This is a genomic window from Palaeococcus ferrophilus DSM 13482 (assembly GCF_000966265.1).
Classification (GTDB): domain Archaea; phylum Methanobacteriota_B; class Thermococci; order Thermococcales; family Thermococcaceae; genus Palaeococcus; species Palaeococcus ferrophilus.
Genome location: NZ_LANF01000011.1, coordinates 129,761 through 152,259 on the forward strand (window position 1 = coordinate 129,761; position 22,499 = coordinate 152,259).

The window sequence follows — 22,499 nt, forward strand, 5'->3', positions numbered from 1 at the left end:
GGTTAATAAACTTTTCTGATGAATCATTGCGAAACACGTGAAGTTACTTCGAGAAAAGCCGAAAAGAAAAGGGGAAGGAGTCAGCTCAGGGCTTCGATGGCATCCTCAAGAACCCTGAGGGCCAGCTTCATGTGGATGTAGGCCTTCCTCAGGTACGGCACGGCCTGTATGTGTCCCTGGAGCGGGTGTCCGAACTGCCACGCCTGCTCGTAGTAGTCCCCGGCCATGTCCTTGTGCTTGAGGGCCTCGTTGAGGGTCTCATTGTCAACGCCGAGTTCGACGGCCTGCTCGTAGGTCTCGTTGAACTTCATGGCGTAGCGGTTGTAGAGCGTGTACCAGACGACGTCCATCGTCCTTATTATGTCAGCGCTTGTCTTGTAGGTTATCGTCACCTCTGCATCTGAGTGGAACTCGACGGTTATGAAGACGTATTGAGCGTAGGTTCCCCTCTCGACGTAGTAGCCCACCACATCGGCACCCGTGACGTGTATGTAGTAGGCGTCAAGCGGCATGGTGACCATTACCGTAGCCCTGTCGCCGGTATCACCGGAGACTGTGAGGCTTATCTGGCCGTGGTAGCTCTCGAAGTTCGTTATATCGCCGCTTCCAAGGACGACGTCTGAGCTTGACGTTGTCACCAGCTCACTAGCGTTGTCAACCACTGTGTAGCCTAGCTCGCCCGAGAACGTTGCGTAGCCCTCCCTCATCACAGTCACGTCAAGGGAGTGCTCGCCAAGGTGGAGCATGTTCGCTTCCAGGTCGAGCTTGAGCTTTCCGTTCTCGTCCGTGAGGCCGTAGTAGTAGCCGTCAATGTAGACCTCTGCACCGGGCACAGGTGCCCCTGTGAGGGCGTCCTTGACGATTATGGTCGGTGAGTCACTTATCGGGACCTCGGTCTTCTCGAGACCAACGGCGAAGGACGAGCCACCGACTTTGACGAAGACTGGCACCTCTACGAATTCAGCCACGCCATCCTCGGAGTAGGGTTCGTTGAGGAGGAAGTCAACGAGACCGATGTTGACTCCAGGATAGACCTGCTCGTTGGCATCGAGTACAAGGGTGACGTTGGCCGTGGTTCCCGTCTCAAGATATGCCATGGGGTTGTAGGTCTGAAGGTAGCCGTCTCTGAGGGCGTACTTGGTGAGCATGAAGTCGGTCTGTCCGCTGGGCACGCTCCATCCGTAGACTTCTATGATGTAAACGCCGGGCTCTGGGTAAAGCAGTTCAAAGGTCTCCTCCGATGTTGGGCCTATCTGGTCAGTGTAAACCGTGCCGTCCGGGCCTATAACGTACAGGTCGAGGTCTGCCTTGGTGTCTCCAGGGTTGCCTATGTCCACGTGGAAGAGCACCGTATTGTTCGGCACGGTGAACTCCTCCACGTACCAGCCACCATCGGCAACGTTCTTTATGCTGGCGTTGTATGGCCCAACGCCCGTCGTGAATACCGTTGCATTAATCGGAGCGTAGAGGTTCTTCACGGTGTAGTTGAAAATAACCGGGCCCGCGTTGTAGGGTACGTAGGGCACATCGCCCGTGCTCTCGACGCCGTAGAGTGTTACGTTGAAGTCAATGTCGGCGGGGAGAGGTGGAGCGTAAACATCCCATGTCCATGAGTTGAAGTAATTGTTTGAGGCGAATATCTCCCAGATTCCTCCCTCAGGGTCGTAGATGTAGCGCCTGTCCCTCGGGCCTCCCATGTCCCAGTAGTAGCTACAGTTGTCGTAAGACGGCATGTCGGGGCCGACGGTTCCTATACCCATGTAGTATAGTCCATCAGGGTCCGTCACAAAGCTCACAACGTCGGCACCGTTCTCCTGGTAGACCTCGAGGTCAACGAGCTGTGCATCGCCTGGCACGTTGAAGAGAAGCCTGTTAACGTTGTAGTTGCCCTCCTCACCGGCTTTGAGGTGCAAGGTCTTGCTTATGGTGTAGTTGCTCTGCTGTGTAAACTCGTATGGCACGACTATGGTCACAGGTGCCCTCATGTCAGTTATCTTCGTGTTCGGGTCGTCACCGATTATCATTGCCTCGTGGACACCGGGAGAGAGGGTGATGTTAAAGTAGTAGGGTGTCGTGAAGAACACCACACTAACATCTCCCGCAGGCACCTCTACGGAGGTCTTTGCGATTCCGTTCATGAGCTCCGTGAGGTTGTCGTTCATGAATATGTACGGGGCGAGCTCTCCAGTAACCGTAAGGTCAAGCGTGATGTTCTGGTCTCCGGAGTTGTAAATCGTGATGAAGCCTATGGGTTCGTTGTATTCACCCACCATGCCGAGTACACTGAGGTAGGAAATCATACCGCTCGTCACGTTGTACTCCCAGTCAACGGGGAAGTACATGTAGGGATATCCGTAGGGGTTATCTCCCGCCTGATAGTTCTCCCTTGCCTCACTGTCCCTCGCGTAATAGCCTGAATAGACAAGCGGGGACTCCTCGACGGTGTCAAAGGTCTTAAGGACATCCCACGCCCCCGTGACGTTGAGGAAGCCGGCACCCGCGTCAATAACGCTCTGGTTGAGCGGGATTGCGCCCTCTATGAGGGCATCCTTAACCATGTCAGGGGTTGGCCTGGTTCCGTAGGTGTCCTTGTAGGCCCCAATGAGGAGCGCGAGGGCACCGCCCACGTGCGGAGCCGCCATTGAAGTGCCCGTCATGTACTGATAGGGAACCTCATTAACGAAGTAGAGTTCCTCAAGCGGCATAGCGGACATTATGTTTCCACCTGGGGCGACGAGCGTAGGCTTCATCTGGCCTACCTCGTTTGGACCGCGGGAGCTGAAGGTCGCCACAACGGCGTAATCGCTTATCTGGTCGAGCGGGAAGCCGGATATGGTGCTTATGTTGCAGGCATCACAGATGTACTGGTACTCGGGGGTGTTTATCACGTTGTCGTTGAGCCACTCCATCCTAAGCTTCTCAATAGCCGCTCCAACGGAGATGGCGTTGAAGGCAACACTTGGAGAGCCAACGCTGTTTATGCCCGGGCCCTCGTTTCCAGCGGATATCGAGAATGGCACGTCGAACTGGTCGGCCACCCAGTTGAGGACAAGGTCGTCGGCCTCATCTCCAACCTGGAACTGAGGAAGGCCTCCTATGCTCATGCTGACTGCGTCTGCCTCATCCCCGGTGTTGGGCACTCCATCGGGGCCGAGGGCCGCGTAAACAAACGCGTTAACGAGGTAGCTCGTGAGGATGTAACCTGCATAGTCAGCTCCGACCTTTATGACCATCAGCTGAGCACCGGGAGCCATTCCCTTTATCCAGCCGTTGGCGGCTATTGTGCCAGCCACGTGGGTTCCGTGGTCGCCCATGTCGTAGCCGAGCACGACCCAGTTGCCCTCATCGTCAAGCTCTGAAACGACAAAGCTCTTCATTATACCGTAGTCGGGATACCACACCCACGCGCCGACGTTGTCCGGACCGGGGCTGGCGCGATAGAGGGTGAGGGGCTTCTCATCGGCGAAGCTTCCATCGTCGTCGGTGTCAACGTAAACGAGGTTGTACTCTCCAGCGGTGGCGTTGTCAACGACGAGTATCGCTCCCGCCCACGGGTCGTGGTGGAACCCATCGTATATGTCAGCATCATAACCATTGTCGCTGTAGAAGTCACCGTCAAGCTCAACACCAAGCTCCTCAACGTGCCCGATGTGGTAGACGCCGCTCTTTGAGCTGGCATCATCTGGGAGCTCAAACACCCTTCCCATGTACGTAACGGTGCCGTTTGCGGCTTCAACGGTGGTGGAAGTGTCAAACCATCCTGAGGCGGGCTTGTTAGGAATTCCGAAGTAATAGCTGAGCAGCCACGTGTCGGTCAGATCAACATAATCCTTGATTTTGGCTTTCCCATCCGTCGTCCACTGGAGGTCGGGGTGCCCCGGATCAACACCCGTGTCAATTACAGCGATTGTGGCGTTCTTACCATCAAAGCCAAGGTCCCACATGGCCTTGGCGTAGGTGCTCTCCACGCTGACGTTGGCCAGGCCCTGAGCCTCCTCAGCGGAGAGCGTCAGATTGCTGAAGAAGTAGTTCGGCCTGAGGTCGCCGTCCCTTTGAGGAGTGGGCGGAACGATTTTGTAAATCTGGTCCAGCCACACCCTGTCTATCGCCTTGCTCTTATAGAGAAGGTCCATATCGTTAACATTCACGGCCACGGCGGCAAGGTTAAGGTAGTCAAAGGTTTTACCCACGATGAACCCCTCGCGGGATAGATCGCGGTCCGTGTAGCCGTTCTTAAGGTGGACTATAAGCGGGACAACGTCCCATCCCTTTGCCTTTGCCTGTACAAACGCTGCCACGACTGATTTTGGAACGTATGGCTTATCTATTGTTTTGGTGTGCTCCTGGAGAGTTTTTGGAACGTTAAGTTCGTTCGTATTTGAAGCCATGGCCGGCAGTGCAAAGGCCGCTGGAACCACTGCAAGTATCATCAAGAGTGTTACAAAAACACTCAGCGTCTTTTTATGCATTTATACACCCCCGTACTAGGTTGGTCATCGCTATACTACTTTCTTCGTGGATATAAGCGTTTCGCTGGTAATGTTAAGGCATCCTCACGAGCGTAGTTTAATGCACTTCCAACAGTATTGTTAAGCATCTAACTAGTAACCAAAAGGATTCATAAATAGTGGATGTTTCTCTAACAAGGTATCAAAACTTCTTAAAAAAGTAACGAAAAATTCAGAGAAATTACAAAAAGTTCATGTTAACCTTGAAAACTCCGCAGCCAGGGCCACTTCCATCGCGGTTCCCAGGTAGAGAACCTCCTCGTCCACGTCGAACTTCGGGTGATGGTGTGGATAGATTATCCCCTTCTCCTCGTTGTATATCCCGAGGGTTAGAAACGCCCCGGGAACCCTCTGGAGGTAGTAGGCAAAATCCTCCGCCCCCATTGACATGGCAACGTCGCCGTGCTTGAGGCCGTACTTCTCAGCGACGCTTCTCGCGAAGTCCGCCATCTTCGGGTCGTTTATCGTCGGAGGGACGAGGTCGTTTATGTTAAACTCTGCCTCTGCCCCGTGGGTCTTGGCGATTCCCTCTATTATCTCAGCCATTCTCCTCTTTATCAGCTCCCCAATCTCTGGCTGGTAGTAGCGGAACGTGCCCTCCATCTCCACTTCCTCGGGAATGACGTTGAAGGTCGTCCCCCCGTGTATGGCGGTGACGCTGACGACCCCTGTCTCTATCGGGTTGATGTTCCTGCTCACCACCGTCTGGAGTGCCAGAACCGTCTCGGCCGCTATGGGGATTGGGTCAACGGTCTCGTGCGGCGAGGCTCCGTGGCCGCCCTTTCCCAGAACCTTCGCCTCAAAGAAGCCGGCACCGGCAAGAAACGGTCCTTCCCTGATGCCTATGATTCCGCTCGGCAGTTCGTGCCATACGTGGAAGCCGAATATCGCGTCAACCCCTTCGAGGGCTCCCCCCTCTATCATCTTGACCGCGCCGTTTCCGCCCTCTTCCGCCGGCTGGAAGATCAACCTAACCCTTCCTTCGAGCTCCCCTTCGTGCTCCGCTATTATCTTCGCTGCGCCGAGAAGCATGGCCGTGTGGGCATCGTGGCCGCAGGCGTGCATCTTCCCGGGAATTCTGGACTTGTAGGGGATGTCATTCTCTTCCTGAACTGGGAGGGCGTCCATGTCGGCGCGCAGGGCTATCGTTTTCTCTCCCTCGCCGATGTCGGCAATTATGCCTGTTCCAACGCGCTTTATTGAGTAGCCCCACTTGAGGAGGTGCTCCTCGACGATTCTGGAGGTCCTCTCCTCCTCGTACTTGAGCTCGGGGTGCATGTGGAAGTCCCTTCTCCACGAAACTATCAGCTCTTCAATCTTCTTGGCCTCGAGAATTGGATTCATGCATTCCACCAAAGAGGGTTGAAAAAAGAGGGATATTAACTTTTCGAGCATTTGAACGGGCTTATGCCCCGTACTTCTCGGCCCTGCCCATGAGGTCCATCATTATGGGCACGAGGTACTTGCCCCTCACCCTTCCGAGGCCACCCTTCGCGCAGGGCCTCTCGCCAATGGCCTCAACGTCGTCGGTCCTAACGCCTCCGCCCGCTATGACGACAGGGACGGGATCGCCACTGTGGTTCTTTACCTCTATCGGCGTGCTGTGGTCTCCTGTGAGCAGTATAACCGTCCTCTCGAGGTCAACGTTGTCGAGGATGTAGCCGACCATCCTGTCGAGCTTCTCTATCATCTCCACCTTCCTCATGGCGTTCCCGTCGTGACCGGCAGCGTCGGTGGGCTTGAAGTGGACGAAGAGGAAATCGTACTCCTCGAGGGCCTTCACCGCCGCCCTGGCCTTCGCCATCTCGTCCGTGTCGTACTCACCGGTTATGCCCTCCACGGGGATCACATCAAATCCCACCGCCTTGAGGACACCACCAACGAGGGCCACCGCAACTATGGCGCCGGCTTTGAGCCTCCACTGCTGCGGGAACTTCGCCGGGATGTCGGGCGCAACCCCCGCCCCCCTCACGAGAAGGTAGTTCGCCACCGGCTTGCCCTCCTTCCTCCTGCGCTCGTTTATGGGGTGCCTCTCAAGAACCTCGTGGGCCTTCTTCACGAACTCCTCAAGGATTTCAGCCGTCTTTTTGCTCGCCTCGTCCCCGTACTCGAATGGGTGGGGCTCTTTACCCTCGACGTGGGGGTCGTTCTCCCCGACGCGGTAGCCCTTCGCGAGGTCCCTCAGCACCAAAACGGCGCGGTGAGAGGTGGCCCCTTTGAAGACGAAGTCAACCGGGAGCTTCACCTGCTCCTGGATGGCCTTCGCGAGCTCGTGGGCCTCTTCGGTAGCTATCCTTCCCGCCCTGCGGTCGGTTATTACCCCGTTCTCGATGGTTGCGAAGTTAACGCGAAAGGCTATGTCATCTTCAGTGACCTCTATTCCCGCCCCGAGGGCCTCGTAGTAACCCCTGCCGCGGTAGGTCTTGTAGGGGTCGTAGCCGAGGAGCGAGAGGTGAGCGGTGTCGCTTCCCGCGGGCTGACCCGGGGATATCGGGTCCTGAAGGCCGCATATGCCCATCTTTGCTAATCTGTCGAGATTTGGGGTGTTCGCGTACTCCAGCGGGGTCTTCCCGTTGAGCTCCTTAACGGGCCTGTCACCGAGACCGTCGGCGAGTATGAATATCCCCTTCCTTTTCATGATATCACCCACGGAAGTTCTCGGGAGGGATATTTAAACCTGCGTTTTACGGGTCCAAAACGAAAGCTTTATTAATTTCGTCCCCTAACGCATCTCGGTGGTAAGCGTGGACAGGAGGGTTTACGCGCTCATAATCATCATCGCGATCATCGGTGCGGGAATAAACGCGTATATGAAGCACTACGAGGGTGGGGAGATATACGAGGCCGCCAACAAAGCATACCATCTCGTGAGGAAGGGATTCAACGTTACGGTCACCGTTGAGGACGTGAACGGGACCATCATCACCGGTGAGATGTTCTCGGTTTACGGCTCCACCATCTACATCGTCAAGGGCGGGAAGAGGATATCCATCGGCGGCCCCTCCGCCAGGCTGGAGGACGTGAAAGCACGCCACATAGAGGTTCAGGCCAGGGGAAAGGTCTTCGTCTACGAGCTCCCCCCCATAGAGGGTCCCTTCGAGGATGCCATAAAACCCTACATCGTGCCCTCCTACTCGGAGCGCTTTTCGGGTTTGATATACGTTAAGGGCGGCTTCAACGCGGTGGATTTTGGAAAGCTCAAGTACAGCGTTGACTACCTCACCTACGGTTCCATAGACCTCAAACAGTCCCTTGGAGATGGTGTTGTCCTCTCCACTGGAATGGTGCCCCTGAGCATGCTCGAGGAGTACCTCGGGGACAGGGAAGTTTACATGTACGGCACCCTCTACGTGAACTCCGAGGAGCAGAACCTCAACCTCCGTCTCATTGAGGTGAGGGAACAATGAGGCTCTCCCTGGCGGTGCCGGCGCTCTTCATGGCGTTCATAGCCGCCGGAGGGGCGAATTACAAAACTCTCGTTATCGGAGCTCTCTTCTCCCTCGCCTTTGCCTACGGGGTCGCCAGGGGAGAGAATGTCAGGTGGCTCGAAAAGCCCCTTGGCTTGAGGGAAGAGCACTTCAGGGGGGCGTTCGTACTCTCCCTCCTGCTTATCCTCCTCCAGCTGGCAATGATAAGGGACGTGCCGCTCATCCACCCCTCTGCAAAGGCCCTCCTCAACTCCCGCCTGACCGCGCTCACCTACCTTCTCGGTGTCCCCTCGAGCGTTTACCTCTTCCTGCGCGGGAAAAAGTACTCCCTCACGTACCCCATTCTGGTGGCCCTCTACGCATACAGGACACCCGTGATGGTCTCCCTCCTCGCCCTGGGGAGCGCATACCTCGAGGAGAGGAGGGTCGGAATGCGGCACATCGCGATTTTCGGGGCCCTCCTCGGGACGGCGTTCTTCGGGCTGGCCGTTTTAAGGGGCGACGCCCTCTCCTCACAGCTCGTGAGGGTGCAGGCAACGACGTCGGTGCTCGATGTGATCGTGACACGCGCGCCGTGGCACGGCTTCTATCACGGAGCGCTCCAGTGGGCTGGAATTAGGTCATACGTAATCGGGGGCTTCTCACCACGCTACCTCACCGCCCGCTTCCTCTACATCAACACAGGGGTTTCAATAACCTCCACGCTCATGGGGGGAATGTACCTCGACTTCGGACTATTCTCCGTCATAGAGGCCCTACTCCTCGGCCTTTACTTTGGAGTAATCGGCACGGCCAGGGAGCTTGAAAACAGAGTGCTCTACTACACCACTCTCGCGTACGCGTTGGTCGGGGTTGAAACGGGAATACTCGACCTGCCAGTGTACCTATTTTACCTCGCCGGCTTCTACGTGGTCCTTAGAGGAAAGTACAGGGTGGTGAGGGTTGCGTAGCGGAGTCTTCTTTGTCCTCGGCCTTACATACCTCCTACTCGCCCTAACTGGCAAGCTTATCCTCCCGGAACTCCTCGGCCCCCTAAACCTGCCGGCGCTGGCCTACGCCCTAATGTTCATGATGGTTGTGTACGTCGGCTATTCTATGGAACTAAGTGATAAAAGAAGGACCTACCTCTACCTCATCGCGGGCCTGACCGTTGTGGGAATTGCCGCAGGTCCGATTGGGGCCCTCGTTGGAATCGCCATCGTGCTCGGAGGGGAACTTTCCCCAATGCTCGACGAGAGGGCCAGGGGAAACCTCTACGTACTCGGGATACTCGCCATGGTGGTGCTACCCCTGACGGCCGCGTATAGGGGAGTAATCCCCATTATTCGTCCGGAAACGCGCTATTCAGAGCTCAAAGACCTCTACCAGGCATCGGCGGCGATAGCCGCCCTCCTCGTCGCTTACAGACCAAGCCTGCCAATTTTCCTGCTCGGGGAGGGAATGGCCCTGACCTCAACGTTCCGCACCAACGTCCTTCTCGTATTCCTCGCGTACCTCCTTAGGGGCGGGAAACGGGAACTCAAGCGCGCCCTCTATATTGGTACCCCCCTCGTCCTCCTCGGCTTCCTTGCGAGGTTCTACGTGACAAAAAGCGTTTACCCCGTGTGGCACCTCGACTTCATCAGGAGCATCCTCTACAGGGCAGGCTTCTCCTACAGGGTCTACGAGCGTCTTTTCTCCCTCGGCTTCCCCTTTGGCGGTCATGCCCTCATTTTAAACCCCACGGGGCGTGAGCTCGTCGCTTCCCTCTTCGGAAGGAGCGCCAACTACACCTACACTCTCTTCGGGCAGCCCGCCTACGACCTCGGTTTACTCGGCCTCTTCGAGGGGCTCTTCCTCGGGATAGCCCTCAGGGACGCGGACCGCTCCCCCACCCTCGGCGCCCTGGCGGTGGCCTTTCTCATCGTTGCCCTCGAAACCGGCATAGACCCCCTGAACTTCGGCGTCCTGATGGGGGCGGCGTACTTCGGAGTAAGGAGGTATGGCAATGGAGCTGAAGGATAGAGTATCCCCCCTCATATTCCTCTTCGCCTTCATCCTCAGCGCCCTCACAATGCCCGAAAAGCTCAGCGTGACCTACGACGAGGCCCTCTACATAGACATCGCCCGAAACCTGGCGCACAGCCTTGGGAACTTCACATACAGGAATACCTACATGATGTACCGCCCGCCCGTGTACCCCTACACCCTCTCCGTCCTCTACCGCCTCCTGCCGTACGAGCACCACCTGATGGCCGCGCGCCTTACCTCCTCTTTCTTCTACGCCCTCACAACTGCGCTGGTTTACCGCTTCGCAAGGAAGCTCGGACTGGGGGAGTGGCAATCCCTCTCAGGGGCGCTGTTCTACGCCCTCAACCCCCTGGCCTTCGCAACCTCAAACAGGGCCCTCGTCCACGCGCAGTTCACCTTCTTCTACACCCTCACCCTCTACCTCCTCTACACCGGTAGAAAGGAGGAACCGCGCCGCATATACCTCGCCTTCGCCACCGCCGCATTGGCAATACTGACCCGCTACACCGGTCTTTCAATAGTAGGGGTGATGCTTGCCTACCTGTGGCTCGTGGACGATTGGGAGTGGCTTAAATGGAAGGAGTACTACATAGGGGCAGGCATATTCGTCCTCATGCTTCTCCCATGGCTCTACATGGGGCACGTCCACTACGGGGGCGCCTTCCAGCCCTTCGAGGTGGCCTCAAAGGTTGTGACCCTCGACAGACCTAGCTCGGCCTTCAACTACCTCAAGGACGTCATGCTCGCCCTGACACCGGGTTTTGTTCTCCTCACTTTCCTCGGGTTTATAGACCTCAAAAAGGACGACTCCAGCTGGCTCCTCGTGAGCTGGGGGTTCATAGGGCTCATGGGGATACTCACTGTTGTCCATAAGGAGGTGCGCTTCATAACGTTCCTCTCGCCGGCCATAGCGGTTCTCTCGGCCATGGGAGTGGGTCTTATCCATCGCTATGCCGGGAAGTACGAGAGGGAGAATGTGCTCAGGGGGGCAATCACACTGGGCATAGTCTTGCTGCTCTTCGCTCCCTTCATCGGAGAGGGAATCAATTACAAAGAGGAGCAGTGGGACAGGGTATGGCTCACAGAGAACCGCGTTGTCTTGATGGCCTCGGAGTACAGTTTCGATTCCATAATAGTTTCGGGACGCCTCTACACTCTCGCCGGCTTCTATTACCCCGGAGCCGAGGTTGACCAGCTCGTTAACTACCCCAAGATGAGGAGGAACCTTGAGGAAGGCCACTACGACGTTGTAATATACCGGCAGGGGGACCCCCTGTGGAGATACATAGAAAGAGGGAACTACACTGCAACGGCAAAATACGGCCCTTACGTGATTTTAACCCGAGGAGAAAAGTGAAGACATTTGTCCATTTGGCATAAAGAGGACATTAAAACGCACATGTGGACAGTTAATTTTAAATATATACCTCCGGATATCACTCACGGTTACTCTAAGACTAAATTTCGGAGGGAGTGCCATGAGTGAATACAAGTTTATAAAGTGGTTTGAGGACCTTAGGAAGACCGACGTTCCCCTCGTCGGTGGAAAGGGTGCCAACCTCGGAGAGATGACCAACGCCGGAATCCCGGTTCCACCCGGATTCTGTGTTACGGCTGAGGCCTACAAGTACTTTGTTGAGAACGTCAAGCTCGAGGACGGTACCGTCCTTCAGGACTGGATCATGAGTGTTATCGCCGAGACTAACGTTGATGACTCAAAGCAGCTCCAGGAGAACACCGCCAAGATCAGGCAGAAGATTATCGAGCTCCCGATGCTCCCGGAGATCGCCAAAGAGATTGAGGACGCTTACAAGAGACTCAGCGAGCGCTTTAACAAGGACGCCGTTTACGTCGCCGTCCGCTCATCTGCTACCGCTGAGGACCTCCCGGAGGCTTCCTTCGCCGGCCAGCAGGAGACCTACCTCGACGTTTACGGCGTTGACGACGTCATAGACAAAGTCAAGAAGTGCTGGGCCAGCCTCTGGACCGCTCGTGCTACCTTCTACAGGGCCAAGCAGGGCTTCGACCACAGCAAGGTCTACCTTTCAGCCGTCGTCCAGAAGATGGTCAACAGCGAGACCAGCGGTGTTATGTTCACCGCCAACCCGGTCACCAACGACAGGAGCGAGATCATGATCAACGCTGCCTGGGGCCTCGGTGAGGCCGTCGTCAGCGGCAGCGTTTCCCCGGACGAGTACATCGTCGAGAAGGGCACCTGGAAGATAAAGGAGAAGTACATCGCCAAGAAGGAGGTCATGGTCGTCAGGAACCCCGAGACCGGCAAGGGCACCGTCTACGTCAAGGTCGCCGACCACCTCGGCCCCGAGTACGTTGAGAAGCAGGTTCTCACCGAGGAGCAGATCGTTGAAGTGGCTAAGATAGGTGCCAAGATAGAGGAGCACTACGGCTGGCCGCAGGACATTGAGTGGGCCTACGACAAGGACGATGGAAAGCTCTACATCGTCCAGAGCAGGCCGATCACCACCCTCAAGGAGGAGGTTAAGACGGAGGAGGCTGAAATGACCGAGGAGATGAACGTCCTTCTCAAGGGTCTTGGCGCTTCACCCGGCGTTGGTGCCGGTAAGGTTGTCGTCATCTTCGAGGCCGACGAGATAGACAAGGTCAAGGAGGGCGACGTCCTCGTAACTACGATGACCAACCCGGACATGGTTCCGGCAATGAAGAGGGCTTCCGCTATCGTTACCGACGAGGGCGGAAGAACCTGCCACGCCGCTATCGTTAGCAGGGAGCTCGGTATCCCGGCAGTTGTCGGTACCAAGGAGGCCACCAAGGTTCTCAAGGACGGCATGCTCGTCACCGTTGACGGTACCAGGGGTGTCGTCTACGAGGGCATAGTCAAGAGCCTCGTTAAGAAGGAGGAAGAGGAGAAGGCCGCCGGCCAGGTCGTCGTTGCCGGTGCTCCGCTCATGACCGCCACCGAGGTCAAGGTCAACGTCTCAATGCCCGAGGTTGCCGAGAGGGCAGCCGCCACCGGCGCCGACGGCGTTGGACTCCTCAGGGCAGAGCACATGATCCTCGGCATCGGCGCCCACCCGATCAAGTTCATCAGGGAGGGCAAGGAGGAAGAGCTTGTCGAGAAGCTCGTTGAGGGCATCAGGACCGTCGTCGAGGCCTTCTACCCGAGGCGCGTCTGGTACAGGACCCTTGACGCTCCGACCAACGAGTTCCGCGAGCTTCCGGGCGGAGAGGAGGAGCCCGAAGAGAGGAACCCGATGCTCGGATGGAGGGGCATCAGGAGAGGCCTCGACCAGCCGGAGCTCCTCAAGGCCGAGTTCAAGGCCATCAAGAGGCTCGTCGATGAGGGCTACGATAACATCGGTGTCATGCTCCCGCTCGTCAGCCACGTTGAGCAGCTCAGGAAGGCCAAGGAGATAGCCCTTGAGGTCGGCCTCGTCCCGCACAAGGACGTCGAGTTCGGTGTCATGATCGAGACCCCGGCCTCAGCGCTTATCATCGAGGATCTCTGCAAGGAGGGCATTGACTTCGTCAGCTTCGGCACCAACGACCTTACCCAGTACACCCTCGCCATAGACAGGGACAACGAGCGCGTCTTCAAGCTCTACGACGAGACCCACCCGGCCGTTCTCAAGCTCATTGAGAACGTCATAAAGGTCGCCAAGAAGTACGGCGTCGAGACCAGCATCTGCGGCCAGGCCGGAAGCGACCCGAAGATGGCCAGGAAGCTCGTGAGGATGGGCATTGACAGCCTCAGCGCCAACCCAGATGCAGTCGAGCTCATCAGGAAGGTTGTTGCTCGCGAGGAGCAGAGGATGATGCTCGAGGCCGCCAGGAAGGCCCTCAAGGAGTGAGGGCTTTTCTTCCCTACATTTTTATTCTAAAAATAAGAATTTCTTTCCGAGTTAATTGCTCTTGAAAAGGTGCATGAAGGCATCCTCCAGCGTCACCCGAGAGGTTTGGACATCCACCACGTTGTAGCCGGACAACAGGGCCAGAACTTCCTTCAAGTTTTCGTTTTTAAAATAAAGCTGAAGATATGTGAACTCATCATCATACTGAACGTCGATTTTTTGAACAATTCCATTGAAGTCATCAACGCTAACCTTCCCCCTGATTTTGGCGAGTATCTTTCCCTCAGCCTTGAGAACCTCGGTCTTTTCAATAATCTCTTTTGGCTTTCCTTCGACTATTTTCTTCTTGTTGAAAAGGAAAACCCTGTCACATAAAACCTCCGCCTCACTCAAGTTATGCGTGGTTAAAAGCACCGTTATCCTACTATCCCTCGAAAGCTCCAGAATAGTCCTCCACATTTCCCTTCCGGTGAACACGTCCACGTACACTGTGGGTTCGTCTAAAATGAGAACTTGAGGCTGGAGTATGAAAGGCAAAGCAAGATAAACCTTCTGCCTCATACCAGCTGAGAGCTTTTGATACCATTCTTTCCGCTTCTTCTCCAAATTTAAAAGCTTCAAGGCATAATCGATCCTCTTCTCTGCTTCTCTACGGGGAATTCCCCTAGTTCAGCCAGAAACCTAAGATTCTTCTCAACACTCACCCTCCAGTGGAAAAGGCCGAAGAGATCCCTATCTCCTCCAAAGATCGTGAAGATCTTGCCTCTAATCTTATCGTGCTCGTCTATTGAATCGTACCCGTCTATGTAAAGATGGCCCCTGGTTGGAACCACGAGACCGTTGGCTATCTTGCACAGAGTTGTTTTCCCAGCACCGTTGGGACCGAGAAGGCCGTATATTTCGTCCTCTTTGACTTTAAAAGTGATGTCCACCAGGGCTGGAATCTCTTCCCGGGGGTTTCCAAAGAAATCCTTCAGGCTCTTCAAGTCAAACAGGGACTTAATCAGACGAGGATAGTACTTTGTTAGTCCCGTAGCCTCTATCATTTATATCACCCTGATTACATATGTTCTCCCCTTTCTCTCCCTTTCAACTAATCCCTTGCTTTCAAGACTTCTAATGATTCTGCAGGCGTTTACTCTTCCCAACATTTCTCCAAGCTCCTTTTGGGTCAATTCACCCTTACTCAACAGGACATCAAGAACCTGTTTCTCAGAGTCATTAAGGGAGAGGTTCTGGAGATCTTCCAGGCCAATTTTCACTTCAAAGAGCATTGTCATCATTCCATTCTCAAATTTTGCCTGTAGTATCTGCACTTCCATAGGAACCACCTCATACGTGCCCCAGCGTTCCAAGTTGCTTAGCCTTGTTAAATCCCCAGAGGAAAGCCAAATAGCCAACAACCAGCATTCCCAGGGTCACAGCCACCATGTTCATTAAGCTGGGCAGGATTTGAGAGAGTGAGTAGCCTGCACCCATCGTGAGCCTGCCCATCTGGAGGATGTATGTTTCTGGGTGAATCTTTGATAAGGGCCGAAGCCATCCAGGGAGCGCACTTGGCGGAAAGTAGAGCCCGCTCACGAGTTGGGCAGTTATGTTGAAGAACCAGTTTAGTGGATCCTGGTTCGCCTTGGTGGCGATCCTAAAGCCTGCCGAGAACAGGTCAAGGGCAAAAATAAGCAGAATACCACTCAAGATTACGACAAGGACGCCCAAGTTAAAGTGGATCTTCAGTCCAAAGAAGAAGACGTAGATGAGGGTTATCACAAGGGTTAGCCCCAGATTCCAGAGTATCCTCCAAGCGTTCACCCCCACAAAAATAGCCATTAACGACGCGGGCGAATTGTAGAGGACAGGGAAAACTCTTCCCAGGACGAATGAGGAGGTGCTGCCCCTTGGAAGGAAGACGAGATTGTGGATTATTGAGCCTATTAGGAGGTAATCGAGGTAGTTTGCGGTGCCGTACTGGGAAATGTTAGCGTTGATTGTAACGAGCTTTGCGAAAATTCCGATGAAGAGGATGTTCAAGCCTAAGCTGATGAACTGGAGGATTAAGTCAAAGCGCCTTGAGAAAAAGGCCTCCCTCTGAATGAAAGCAAACGCTCTGATCGTCCTAATCCCCTGAGTACTGATCATCCTGTCACCCTGGTATGAGATACACATATTACTTATAAACATTGCTTTTATATTTTTATAGAGATTGATTTCAATGAATTTATAAACCTGTTTCACTTGTTTATAAATCCGTTACAGTAAAACTTATGGCTTATTTCAACGAGAATTAAATGCAAAAAACTCGAAGGAGGTGATCTTCCAATGGACATTAAGGTCGAAGAAATGTTCAAGATAGGAGAGTTCGAGCTATTAAAGTTGGGAGGTGACATAATTATAGAACGCGGTAGATGTGGAAAGAGACCCTGTGGGCATTCCATTATGTTTATGGAAGAGGAGGAGTGAGATATGAAAAAATTTTTATCTTTTTATCCATATTTCCCAAGTTATGTCATTGTTTCCGATGCATACATGACCAACATGCAAACGGGGGAGAGGATACTTCTTCAAAATAGCAAGACACGCAATCTTGTCCATTCGATTACAGGAACAACATCTACAAAAGATATTATAACTTCTTTCGGGAAAGACGCTATGGAGGTTCTAAGGTTTCTATATAGTAGTGGATATTTACAGTTCTCACGAGAGCCAAAAGATGATAGCAAGTTTAATGAATACCACTTACACACTGTTGATATAGAGATAACAAAGAACTGCAATCTTAGATGTTTATATTGTTTTAATAACTCTGGGCACTCCCCATATGAGGAGATGAGTGCAGAAGAATGGATAGAAGCTCTCAAATTGCTTAAATCCCATGGAGTCAGTGTGGTATCTTTTACAGGCGGAGACCCTTTTGTTAAGAAAGATTTTGACCAAATACTCGATTTTGCCGTTGAGAATTTCCAAGTACACATATCAACTAATGGAATACTTCTCGAACAATATCTATCTAAACCAGAAAAATATCCGGAAATCGTAAATTCCCTCAAAAAGGTATGGTTTATTTCAGTTTCACTTGATTCCATGAATCCTTCTATACATGATGCTTTTAGAGGTCACGGAACACATTCTAGGGTTCTACGAGCGATAATCCTAGCTAGGGCAAATGACATACCCGTCGAAATTGGAATAGTGGATCACGTTCTTAACCATGGAGAACAAGAGATAGTAGAATTTGCAAAGAAAATTGGAGCATCTCTTAGTTATACTGGATTAGAAGTACGGGGGCGTGCTAAGAGATATAACCTTGGATTTCTGGTCCCCGATGATTACCAGGAATCTCGGACAAAAAGCTATGATGAAAAGACTTTTGAAATTACATGCCCAGTTTTATATGGAGAAATGGCCATTCAGCCGGATGGGTATTTTAAACCTTGTCTAAACCCTCCGGAGTTATTTGAAAAGGTATCACCTTTATTCACGAGAGGATTCCATGTCTTCGATTTAAGAGAAAAGTCACCCTCCGAGATACCCTTCTTAAACCTTATCAAAGAGGCTAAATAATGTTAATTGTCCTAACCCACACTGTCCTCATATGCACGAGGCATGTGGGGTATGTTTAGTGTTACGGTACTGGTACCAAAAGAAGGGATACTGCATTAGGTGAAAGAAAGATGTTCGTCCGCTCGCTTTCCGCTGGGGGCAGCGTGGATGAAATCGGGAACAAGGCCCACCGTCTTTCGATACTCACAAGATACCTCAACGTGCCCACGGGCTTCGTGGTGACGACAGGGGCTTACGACCTCTGGAAAGAGGAAGGAAAGCTCCCCCCAGAAGTCGTGGAAGAGGTGAGGGAGTACCTCAACTCCCCATACCTCCTCGAAGGAAAGTTCCCAGTCGTCGTGCGCAGTTCCGCGACAGTCGAGGATAGCTCCAAGGCAAGCTTTGCAGGAGTTTTTGAGAGCGTTACGGGGATAAACTCCTTTGATGGCTTGATCAAAGGAATAGAGAGAGTTTTTGAGAGTGCCAATTCAGAGAGAGTGAGAAATTACCTAGAGCGGATGGGCCTGAGTGAAGAGCCGAGGATGGCGGCGATAGTCCAGAGGGAGATTAAGCCGGAATTGGCAGGGGTGCTCTTCACCCGCTCCCCGACCGAACCGGAAAAGGCTTTAGTCGAGTTCGTAAGAGGGAGCGGCGAAGAACTCGTAGGTGGAAAGAGAAGCGCCGAGCGTGTTCTGCTTCCGAGAAACCCGGAAGAGGTTCAGAACGAGCTCATGAGGGAACTGATTGAAGTTGGACTTGAGGCCGAGTCCCTCTTTGGAAGGCCGCAGGACATAGAGTGGGCCTACGACGGGACGCTCTGGATACTCCAGTCGAGGGACATAACCGCGCTCGGCCAAAAGAAAGAAGCGAGAGACATAAAAACCGAGAACTGGCACGCCTTAAAGGGCATCCCCGCGAGCCCAGGAGTGGCGAGGGGTAGAGCGCGGTTTGTGCTCGACGACCAGCCTCCGGAAGAAGCCGAGAGGGTGTTCAAAGATGGAGAGGTTCTCGTCACCTACGTCCTGCACGCCGAGCACTACAACCTCTTTAAGAAAGCCTCCGGAATAGTGACGAAGGTGGACAGCATTCTCTCCCACCCGGCGATAATAGCGAGGGAGCTTGGAATTCCCTGTGTGGTTGGCGTTGACGTTGAGGCGATAAGGGAGGGGGATGAAGTAATCGTTGATGGGAATAGAGGCGCTGTTTACCTCAGGAACCCGAGGGAGGTGCTGAGAGGCGTTGAACTGTGGAAATCAACCCATCATGAAGATGAAATCGTGAGGGCTCTAAAAGAGGAGTACCTGAGGGCCTTGGAGAGGCTCTCGCCGGAGGGGCTGGAGAACATCATTGTCAGGGCTTTTTCACTCGTTAGAGAGCTCTATCCCACGGATAAGGAAAAAGCCTTCAACGTTTACTACTTCATAAACTGGCTGATGGAGGAAGAAACTCCGAGGCTTTTAGCTAAGCGCTTCGATGTCATTGAAGCTTTGTCCCGCGCGGATAGGGGCGAAAGGCCGAGAACCGATGAGGAGGCGAGGCTCTTCGAAATCTACCGGCTCCTCAAGGCCTTCATAAACTACACGGACAAGAGGGTTAGGGACATCCCAGAGATGCTGTTCGGAATTTAAGTCTTAACCCTTTTCCGAGAAGACCCCCGAGTGAAGTCTCCTAGCTTCTTCTTTTCTATCCACCTCCGACCCTAATTTTACCAAAAAATTTATCTGGTTCCATTCTAACGGTATAGACAAGATATACACCTTCGACAGGCACTTTCTGAACCTCGATGTCAAAATCGTGGAAGAGTAGCTGGCTCTTTTATCCACGATAAACCTTTTATACCAACGTTTCGATTGCCATCTGATGGCAAATGAGGGGCGAGAAAGTAGAGCGGATGCGCGAGCAGATACTCAACGGCCCGATAGTTAAAACGCTGATCCTCCTAGCCTACCCCCTCATCATAAATCAGCTCGTGCAGGTGCTCTACAACCTCACGGATACCTTCTGGCTCGGTAAATTGGGGAGGCTCGAACTCTCCGCCCCCGGAACGGCGTGGCCTCTTGTCTGGTTTTTCATGAGCATCGGGATGGGATTTGCAACGGCGGGCTTCGCCTTCGTGAGCCAGTACGTCGGGGCAAAGGACTACGACAAGGCCAACCGCTACGCCGGAGCACTATACTCTCTCATGCTCCTCTTCGCGACCGCCGTTGGGATATCCGGTGTCATCTTAGCTCCATACCTTCTCCGTTTGATGGGCGTTAGCGAGACTATATTCCCCTACGCCCTCCGCTACACGAGGGTTATCTTCGCGGGGATACCCTTCTCCTTCACGCTCTTCGCCTTCAACTTCCTCCTGAGGGCGGTTGGCGACACGAGGACTCCGGTGAAGATAAACATCGGCACGGTTCTCCTCAACCTCGTCCTCGATCCCTTCTTCATCTTCGGCTGGGGGCCCTTTCCACAGCTTGGTGTCGTTGGTGCGGCCGTTGCCACGATGCTCTCAAACACAACAGGCTCGATAATAGGCGGCTACCTCCTGTTCACAGGTAAGGTAGGAATACACCTCACACCCGAGACCCTCAAGCCCGACCTCCACTTCTACTCACGGATTTTCCGCGTTGGTCTTCCCTCAAGCGTCGGTTCATCAACTACTGCCCTCGGCTTCGTCATCCTCACGAGGGTTATCTTCACCGTCGGGAGGCTCTACGGAGGGGCTCAAGGGATTCCGCACTACGAGGACGTTGCCTTCGCAACCTACAGCATAACCAACAGGCTCACCAACTTCATGTTCGCCTTCTCCGACGGCATAAGCATGGCGATGGGAACCATGGTCGGCCAGAACATCGGAGCGGGTCTCTACGAGAGGGCCAAGAAGATAGCCGAGAAGACGATGCTCATAAACTTCACAATCCTGAGCGTTGGGACGCTCCTTTTCGCGCTCTTCCGCGTTCCCATATTCAGGTTCTTCATCAACGACCCGGCGATAATAGCCGAGAGCAAAAAGGTTGTCCTCTATTTCTCCGCCTCGCTTCCGTTCTTCGGCATATTCGCGGCCGTTAACAACACCTTCAACAGCGCGGGGCACACGAAGAAGAGCATGGTCATTGGGATGGTCCGCCTCTGGGGGATAAGGCTCCCGCTCAGCTACGGCCTTGGGGTTTTGGTGAGGGACACCGCGGGAATGTGGCTTGGAATGGGCCTCAGCAACTTCCTCGGGGCCGTTATAGCCCTCGCATGGTTCCTCAGGGGAAGCTGGATGAAGGCGATAATCGAGAGGCATTGAATTTCAGGCACTATTACTCAATTTCTTCTGTTCATCCCTCCATTCCCCTTGTTATCGAGCACCATTTTTCGTTCTCGCAACTCAAACCAAAAACTTTATAAGCCAAACATGCATATGTAATATTGAGATTACATATGTAGAGGTGAACCAACATGAGGAAGAAAATATTGGGATTTGGGTTCCTGGTGCTGGCCCTGTTCGGGCTGGTGCTGGGGGGAGCAGCGGCCTACATGGGCACACCAGGGGCTAACCCTGAGGCACCGAAGGTGTACCCGGACTACTACGCACCGCTGAGCGACGAAGAGGCCAGTGGGTTGATCTACATGGTCGAGGAGGAGAAGCTTGCGAGGGACGTCTACCTAACGCTCCACAACGAAACAGGTCTCATAGTCTTCGAGAGGATAGCCCAGAGCGAGCAGAGCCACATGGACGCCGTGCTATCGCTGATCGAGAAGTACAACCTGACCGCACCGGGCACGCTTGACCAGGTCGGCGTCTTTGAGAACCCTGAACTTCAGGCTCTCTACGACCAGCTGATCGAGCAGGGAAGCCAGAGCACCGTTGATGCACTTAAAGTCGGGGCACTCATCGAGGAAACCGACATCAAGGACCTTGAGGACTGGATAGCTAAGACCGACAACGAGGACATCAAGGCAATTTACAGCAACCTCATGGCTGGAAGCGAGAACCACCTAAGGGCCTTCGTGAGGAACCTGGAGGCAGAGGGCGTTGATTACACCGCCCAGGTGCTCCCACAGGAGCAGGTGGAGGAGATGCTAGCTGGAGAGACTGGCCACAGCGGACACGGCAAGATGGTGCGCGGAGAGAGGAACGACATCAGGGGCGCAGGCAACGTGGTGGAGGCACAGAGGGGGGCAATGAAGGAAAAGAGAGCAAGTGGTGAGCTCTCAGAAGGTCCCCGTGGCTACGGAAAAGGCGGCAACGGTGAAGGGAACAAGTCCATGAGAGGCTACGGCAGCGGGGACTGCCCCATGCAGGGAGAAGGGGCTTGAAGCCCCCTCTTTATTTCCTTTGAGAGGTGGGAGAAGTGCCACGCGGGTTCGGTCCAATGATGGGCCCCGTGCACGGAAGAAGGAGGTTAGGCTGGGGCTGGTGGGGCTTAGGAATATTCGGAATCCTCTTCCTGATGGCAAGATTTGCACTACTCATACTGCCCCTGCTCCTGTTCGGCGCAATAATCTATGCCCTGCTGAGGAGGTAAGAAAATGAGTGAGTTCATAACGACAATCCTGAACTTCATATTAAAGCTCATCAAGGGGGTTCAAAGCCCCCAGCCCTCACCGATTACCCACAGAGAGGAGGGTAAAAGAAATGGGGCCAATCGATGCGGGAAGAAATGAGATTGGCCTCGTGGTTGGTCTTATAGTGATCGCCGCGGTGATGGTGGTCGGATACCTTATCGCGAGAGGCTCTTTCCGGGAAGAGGAAATAGAGGGGTGTGATGAAGAATGAGAGTCCCGAGATGGTTTAAGCCAACCCTCGACCTGTTCCTGCTCTTTGATTTTATCCTCGAAGCCCTTTCGGGGATAGCCCTGTACCTCGCGCCAAGCGGGCGGATTGCGAGGGATGAGCTCTGGACTTTCCTCGGCCTCGGCAAAGAGGCATGGGAAGGGCTCCACATATACTTCGGCTTCGCCATGGTCGCGCTGGTGGCGCTCCACCTGTTCGTCAACTTCAACCCGATGGTGTGCATGCTGAGAAACATCGTCACCAACAGAAAAGAGCGGAAGGTAAACTGGAGGAACATAGCTACCCTAACGGCTCTCTCGGTGCTCTTCGTTGGTGGGGGAATAATCTACGCCCTAATGAGGGGATGAAGATGAAAAGAAAAGCGATTTTTGGGCTGGTAGGCCTTTTGATTATTCTCGTCGTTGCGAGGAGGAGT

Annotated in this window: 21 protein-coding genes; 14 read left to right on the top strand and 7 right to left on the bottom strand. The window is 53.9% G+C overall.

All coding sequences use genetic code 11. From position 1 onward, the window contains the following. Positions 1-80 precede the first annotated feature (80 nt). From PFER_RS12530 to PFER_RS05835, 3 genes are all read right to left on the bottom strand, one after another. Positions 81-4,469 carry a S8 family serine peptidase gene (locus PFER_RS12530; protein ID WP_048149783.1) on the bottom strand — a complete coding sequence of 1,463 codons (4,389 nt, stop codon included), beginning with the start codon at positions 4,467-4,469 and terminating at the stop codon, positions 81-83. Positions 4,470-4,700: 231 nt separating this feature from the next. Further along, positions 4,701-5,852 (bottom strand): M20 metallopeptidase family protein, encoded by a 1,152-nt coding sequence (locus PFER_RS05830; protein WP_048149786.1) that lies wholly within the window; start codon positions 5,850-5,852, stop codon positions 4,701-4,703. Positions 5,853-5,913: 61 nt separating this feature from the next. After that, positions 5,914-7,146, bottom strand: coding sequence for a 2,3-bisphosphoglycerate-independent phosphoglycerate mutase (locus tag PFER_RS05835; RefSeq protein WP_048149788.1), 1,233 nt, complete (start codon positions 7,144-7,146; stop codon positions 5,914-5,916). Positions 7,147-7,243: 97 nt separating this feature from the next. Here PFER_RS05835 and PFER_RS05840 point away from each other — a divergent pair, with 97 nt between their 5' ends. From PFER_RS05840 to ppsA, 5 genes are all read left to right on the top strand, one after another. Next, complete coding sequence (locus tag PFER_RS05840; RefSeq protein ID WP_342666382.1) at positions 7,244-7,915, top strand: TrmB family transcriptional regulator sugar-binding domain-containing protein; 672 nt, start codon at positions 7,244-7,246, stop codon at positions 7,913-7,915. Further along, a complete protein-coding gene (locus tag PFER_RS05845; protein WP_048149796.1) occupies positions 7,912-8,886 on the top strand; it encodes a hypothetical protein in 975 nt (324 codons plus the stop codon). The genes PFER_RS05840 and PFER_RS05845 overlap by 4 nt, the downstream gene beginning before the upstream one ends. Beyond that, entirely contained in the window at positions 8,879-9,940 is a 1,062-nt protein-coding gene (locus PFER_RS05850) for a hypothetical protein (protein WP_048149798.1), read from the top strand. Before PFER_RS05845 ends, PFER_RS05850 begins: the two co-directional genes overlap by 8 nt. Then, entirely contained in the window at positions 9,924-11,303 is a 1,380-nt protein-coding gene (locus PFER_RS05855; RefSeq protein WP_048149800.1) for an ArnT family glycosyltransferase, read from the top strand. The genes PFER_RS05850 and PFER_RS05855 overlap by 17 nt, the downstream gene beginning before the upstream one ends. A gap of 121 nt (positions 11,304-11,424) precedes the next feature. Beyond that, a complete protein-coding gene (ppsA, locus tag PFER_RS05860) occupies positions 11,425-13,776 on the top strand; it encodes a phosphoenolpyruvate synthase (protein ID WP_048149801.1) in 2,352 nt (783 codons plus the stop codon). Between the two features lie 51 nt (positions 13,777-13,827). On the opposite strand, the gene PFER_RS12535 is transcribed toward ppsA, so the two are convergent. Genes PFER_RS12535 through PFER_RS05875 form a run of 4 tightly spaced genes read right to left on the bottom strand, consistent with a single transcriptional unit; the run spans position 13,828 to position 15,912 of the window. Then, positions 13,828-14,382, bottom strand: coding sequence for an ATP-binding cassette domain-containing protein (locus PFER_RS12535; RefSeq protein WP_281175702.1), 555 nt, complete (start codon positions 14,380-14,382; stop codon positions 13,828-13,830). Positions 14,383-14,393: 11 nt separating this feature from the next. Continuing rightward, positions 14,394-14,822, bottom strand: a complete 429-nt coding sequence (locus PFER_RS12540; RefSeq protein ID WP_281175703.1) for an ATP-binding cassette domain-containing protein — start codon at positions 14,820-14,822, stop codon at positions 14,394-14,396. After that, positions 14,823-15,098, bottom strand: a complete 276-nt coding sequence (locus PFER_RS05870) for a helix-turn-helix transcriptional regulator (protein WP_048149803.1) — start codon at positions 15,096-15,098, stop codon at positions 14,823-14,825. 10 nt (positions 15,099-15,108) lie between these two features. Continuing rightward, the gene (locus PFER_RS05875; RefSeq protein WP_245612461.1) at positions 15,109-15,912 is read right to left on the bottom strand and encodes an ABC transporter permease; all 804 of its coding nucleotides are present in this window, start codon (positions 15,910-15,912) and stop codon (positions 15,109-15,111) included. A gap of 180 nt (positions 15,913-16,092) precedes the next feature. On the opposite strand from PFER_RS05875, the gene PFER_RS12155 reads away from it, so the two are divergent. The 9 genes from PFER_RS12155 (at position 16,093) to PFER_RS05900 (ending at position 22,431) form a co-directional block, all read left to right on the top strand. Then, positions 16,093-16,233 (top strand): hypothetical protein, encoded by a 141-nt coding sequence (locus PFER_RS12155; RefSeq protein WP_157255112.1) that lies wholly within the window; start codon positions 16,093-16,095, stop codon positions 16,231-16,233. 3 nt (positions 16,234-16,236) lie between these two features. Beyond that, entirely contained in the window at positions 16,237-17,334 is a 1,098-nt protein-coding gene (locus PFER_RS05880) for a radical SAM protein (RefSeq protein ID WP_048149811.1), read from the top strand. Positions 17,335-17,444: 110 nt separating this feature from the next. Beyond that, on the top strand, positions 17,445-18,941 hold the full coding sequence (locus tag PFER_RS05885) for a PEP/pyruvate-binding domain-containing protein (protein WP_048149814.1): 1,497 nt from the start codon (positions 17,445-17,447) through the stop codon (positions 18,939-18,941). Between the two features lie 239 nt (positions 18,942-19,180). Continuing rightward, a complete protein-coding gene (locus PFER_RS05890) occupies positions 19,181-20,593 on the top strand; it encodes an MATE family efflux transporter (protein WP_048149816.1) in 1,413 nt (470 codons plus the stop codon). Positions 20,594-20,745: 152 nt separating this feature from the next. Next, positions 20,746-21,606, top strand: coding sequence for a DUF2202 domain-containing protein (locus PFER_RS05895; RefSeq protein WP_048149823.1), 861 nt, complete (start codon positions 20,746-20,748; stop codon positions 21,604-21,606). A gap of 35 nt (positions 21,607-21,641) precedes the next feature. Further along, positions 21,642-21,815 carry a hypothetical protein gene (locus PFER_RS12270; protein ID WP_170218351.1) on the top strand — a complete coding sequence of 58 codons (174 nt, stop codon included), beginning with the start codon at positions 21,642-21,644 and terminating at the stop codon, positions 21,813-21,815. 4 nt (positions 21,816-21,819) lie between these two features. Continuing rightward, positions 21,820-21,954, top strand: coding sequence for a hypothetical protein (locus PFER_RS12545; RefSeq protein ID WP_281175704.1), 135 nt, complete (start codon positions 21,820-21,822; stop codon positions 21,952-21,954). Continuing rightward, entirely contained in the window at positions 21,926-22,066 is a 141-nt protein-coding gene (locus PFER_RS12160) for a hypothetical protein (RefSeq protein WP_157255114.1), read from the top strand. The genes PFER_RS12545 and PFER_RS12160 overlap by 29 nt, the downstream gene beginning before the upstream one ends. Then, complete coding sequence (locus tag PFER_RS05900; RefSeq protein ID WP_052696184.1) at positions 22,063-22,431, top strand: DUF4405 domain-containing protein; 369 nt, start codon at positions 22,063-22,065, stop codon at positions 22,429-22,431. Before PFER_RS12160 ends, PFER_RS05900 begins: the two co-directional genes overlap by 4 nt. Positions 22,432-22,499 lie beyond the last annotated feature (68 nt).

Bases quoted from the DNA above. Each gene is read 5' to 3' on its own strand.
- PFER_RS12530 (WP_048149783.1), bottom strand. From the start codon at position 4,469: ATGCATAAAAAGACGCTGAGTGTTTTTGTAACACTCTTGATGATACTT.
- PFER_RS12160 (WP_157255114.1), top strand. From the start codon at position 21,926: ATGGGGCCAATCGATGCGGGAAGAAATGAGATTGGCCTCGTGGTTGGT.
- ppsA (WP_048149801.1), top strand. From the start codon at position 11,425: ATGAGTGAATACAAGTTTATAAAGTGGTTTGAGGACCTTAGGAAGACC.
- PFER_RS05895 (WP_048149823.1), top strand. From the start codon at position 20,746: ATGAGGAAGAAAATATTGGGATTTGGGTTCCTGGTGCTGGCCCTGTTC.
- PFER_RS05880 (WP_048149811.1), top strand. From the start codon at position 16,237: ATGAAAAAATTTTTATCTTTTTATCCATATTTCCCAAGTTATGTCATT.
- PFER_RS05900 (WP_052696184.1), top strand. From the start codon at position 22,063: ATGAGAGTCCCGAGATGGTTTAAGCCAACCCTCGACCTGTTCCTGCTC.
- PFER_RS12540 (WP_281175703.1), bottom strand. From the start codon at position 14,822: ATGATAGAGGCTACGGGACTAACAAAGTACTATCCTCGTCTGATTAAG.
- PFER_RS05890 (WP_048149816.1), top strand. From the start codon at position 19,181: ATGAGGGGCGAGAAAGTAGAGCGGATGCGCGAGCAGATACTCAACGGC.
- PFER_RS05830 (WP_048149786.1), bottom strand. From the start codon at position 5,852: ATGAATCCAATTCTCGAGGCCAAGAAGATTGAAGAGCTGATAGTTTCG.
- PFER_RS05845 (WP_048149796.1), top strand. From the start codon at position 7,912: ATGAGGCTCTCCCTGGCGGTGCCGGCGCTCTTCATGGCGTTCATAGCC.
- PFER_RS12545 (WP_281175704.1), top strand. From the start codon at position 21,820: ATGAGTGAGTTCATAACGACAATCCTGAACTTCATATTAAAGCTCATC.
- PFER_RS12155 (WP_157255112.1), top strand. From the start codon at position 16,093: ATGGACATTAAGGTCGAAGAAATGTTCAAGATAGGAGAGTTCGAGCTA.
- PFER_RS05855 (WP_048149800.1), top strand. From the start codon at position 9,924: ATGGAGCTGAAGGATAGAGTATCCCCCCTCATATTCCTCTTCGCCTTC.
- PFER_RS05835 (WP_048149788.1), bottom strand. From the start codon at position 7,146: ATGAAAAGGAAGGGGATATTCATACTCGCCGACGGTCTCGGTGACAGG.
- PFER_RS05875 (WP_245612461.1), bottom strand. From the start codon at position 15,912: ATGATCAGTACTCAGGGGATTAGGACGATCAGAGCGTTTGCTTTCATT.
- PFER_RS05885 (WP_048149814.1), top strand. From the start codon at position 17,445: ATGTTCGTCCGCTCGCTTTCCGCTGGGGGCAGCGTGGATGAAATCGGG.
- PFER_RS05870 (WP_048149803.1), bottom strand. From the start codon at position 15,098: ATGGAAGTGCAGATACTACAGGCAAAATTTGAGAATGGAATGATGACA.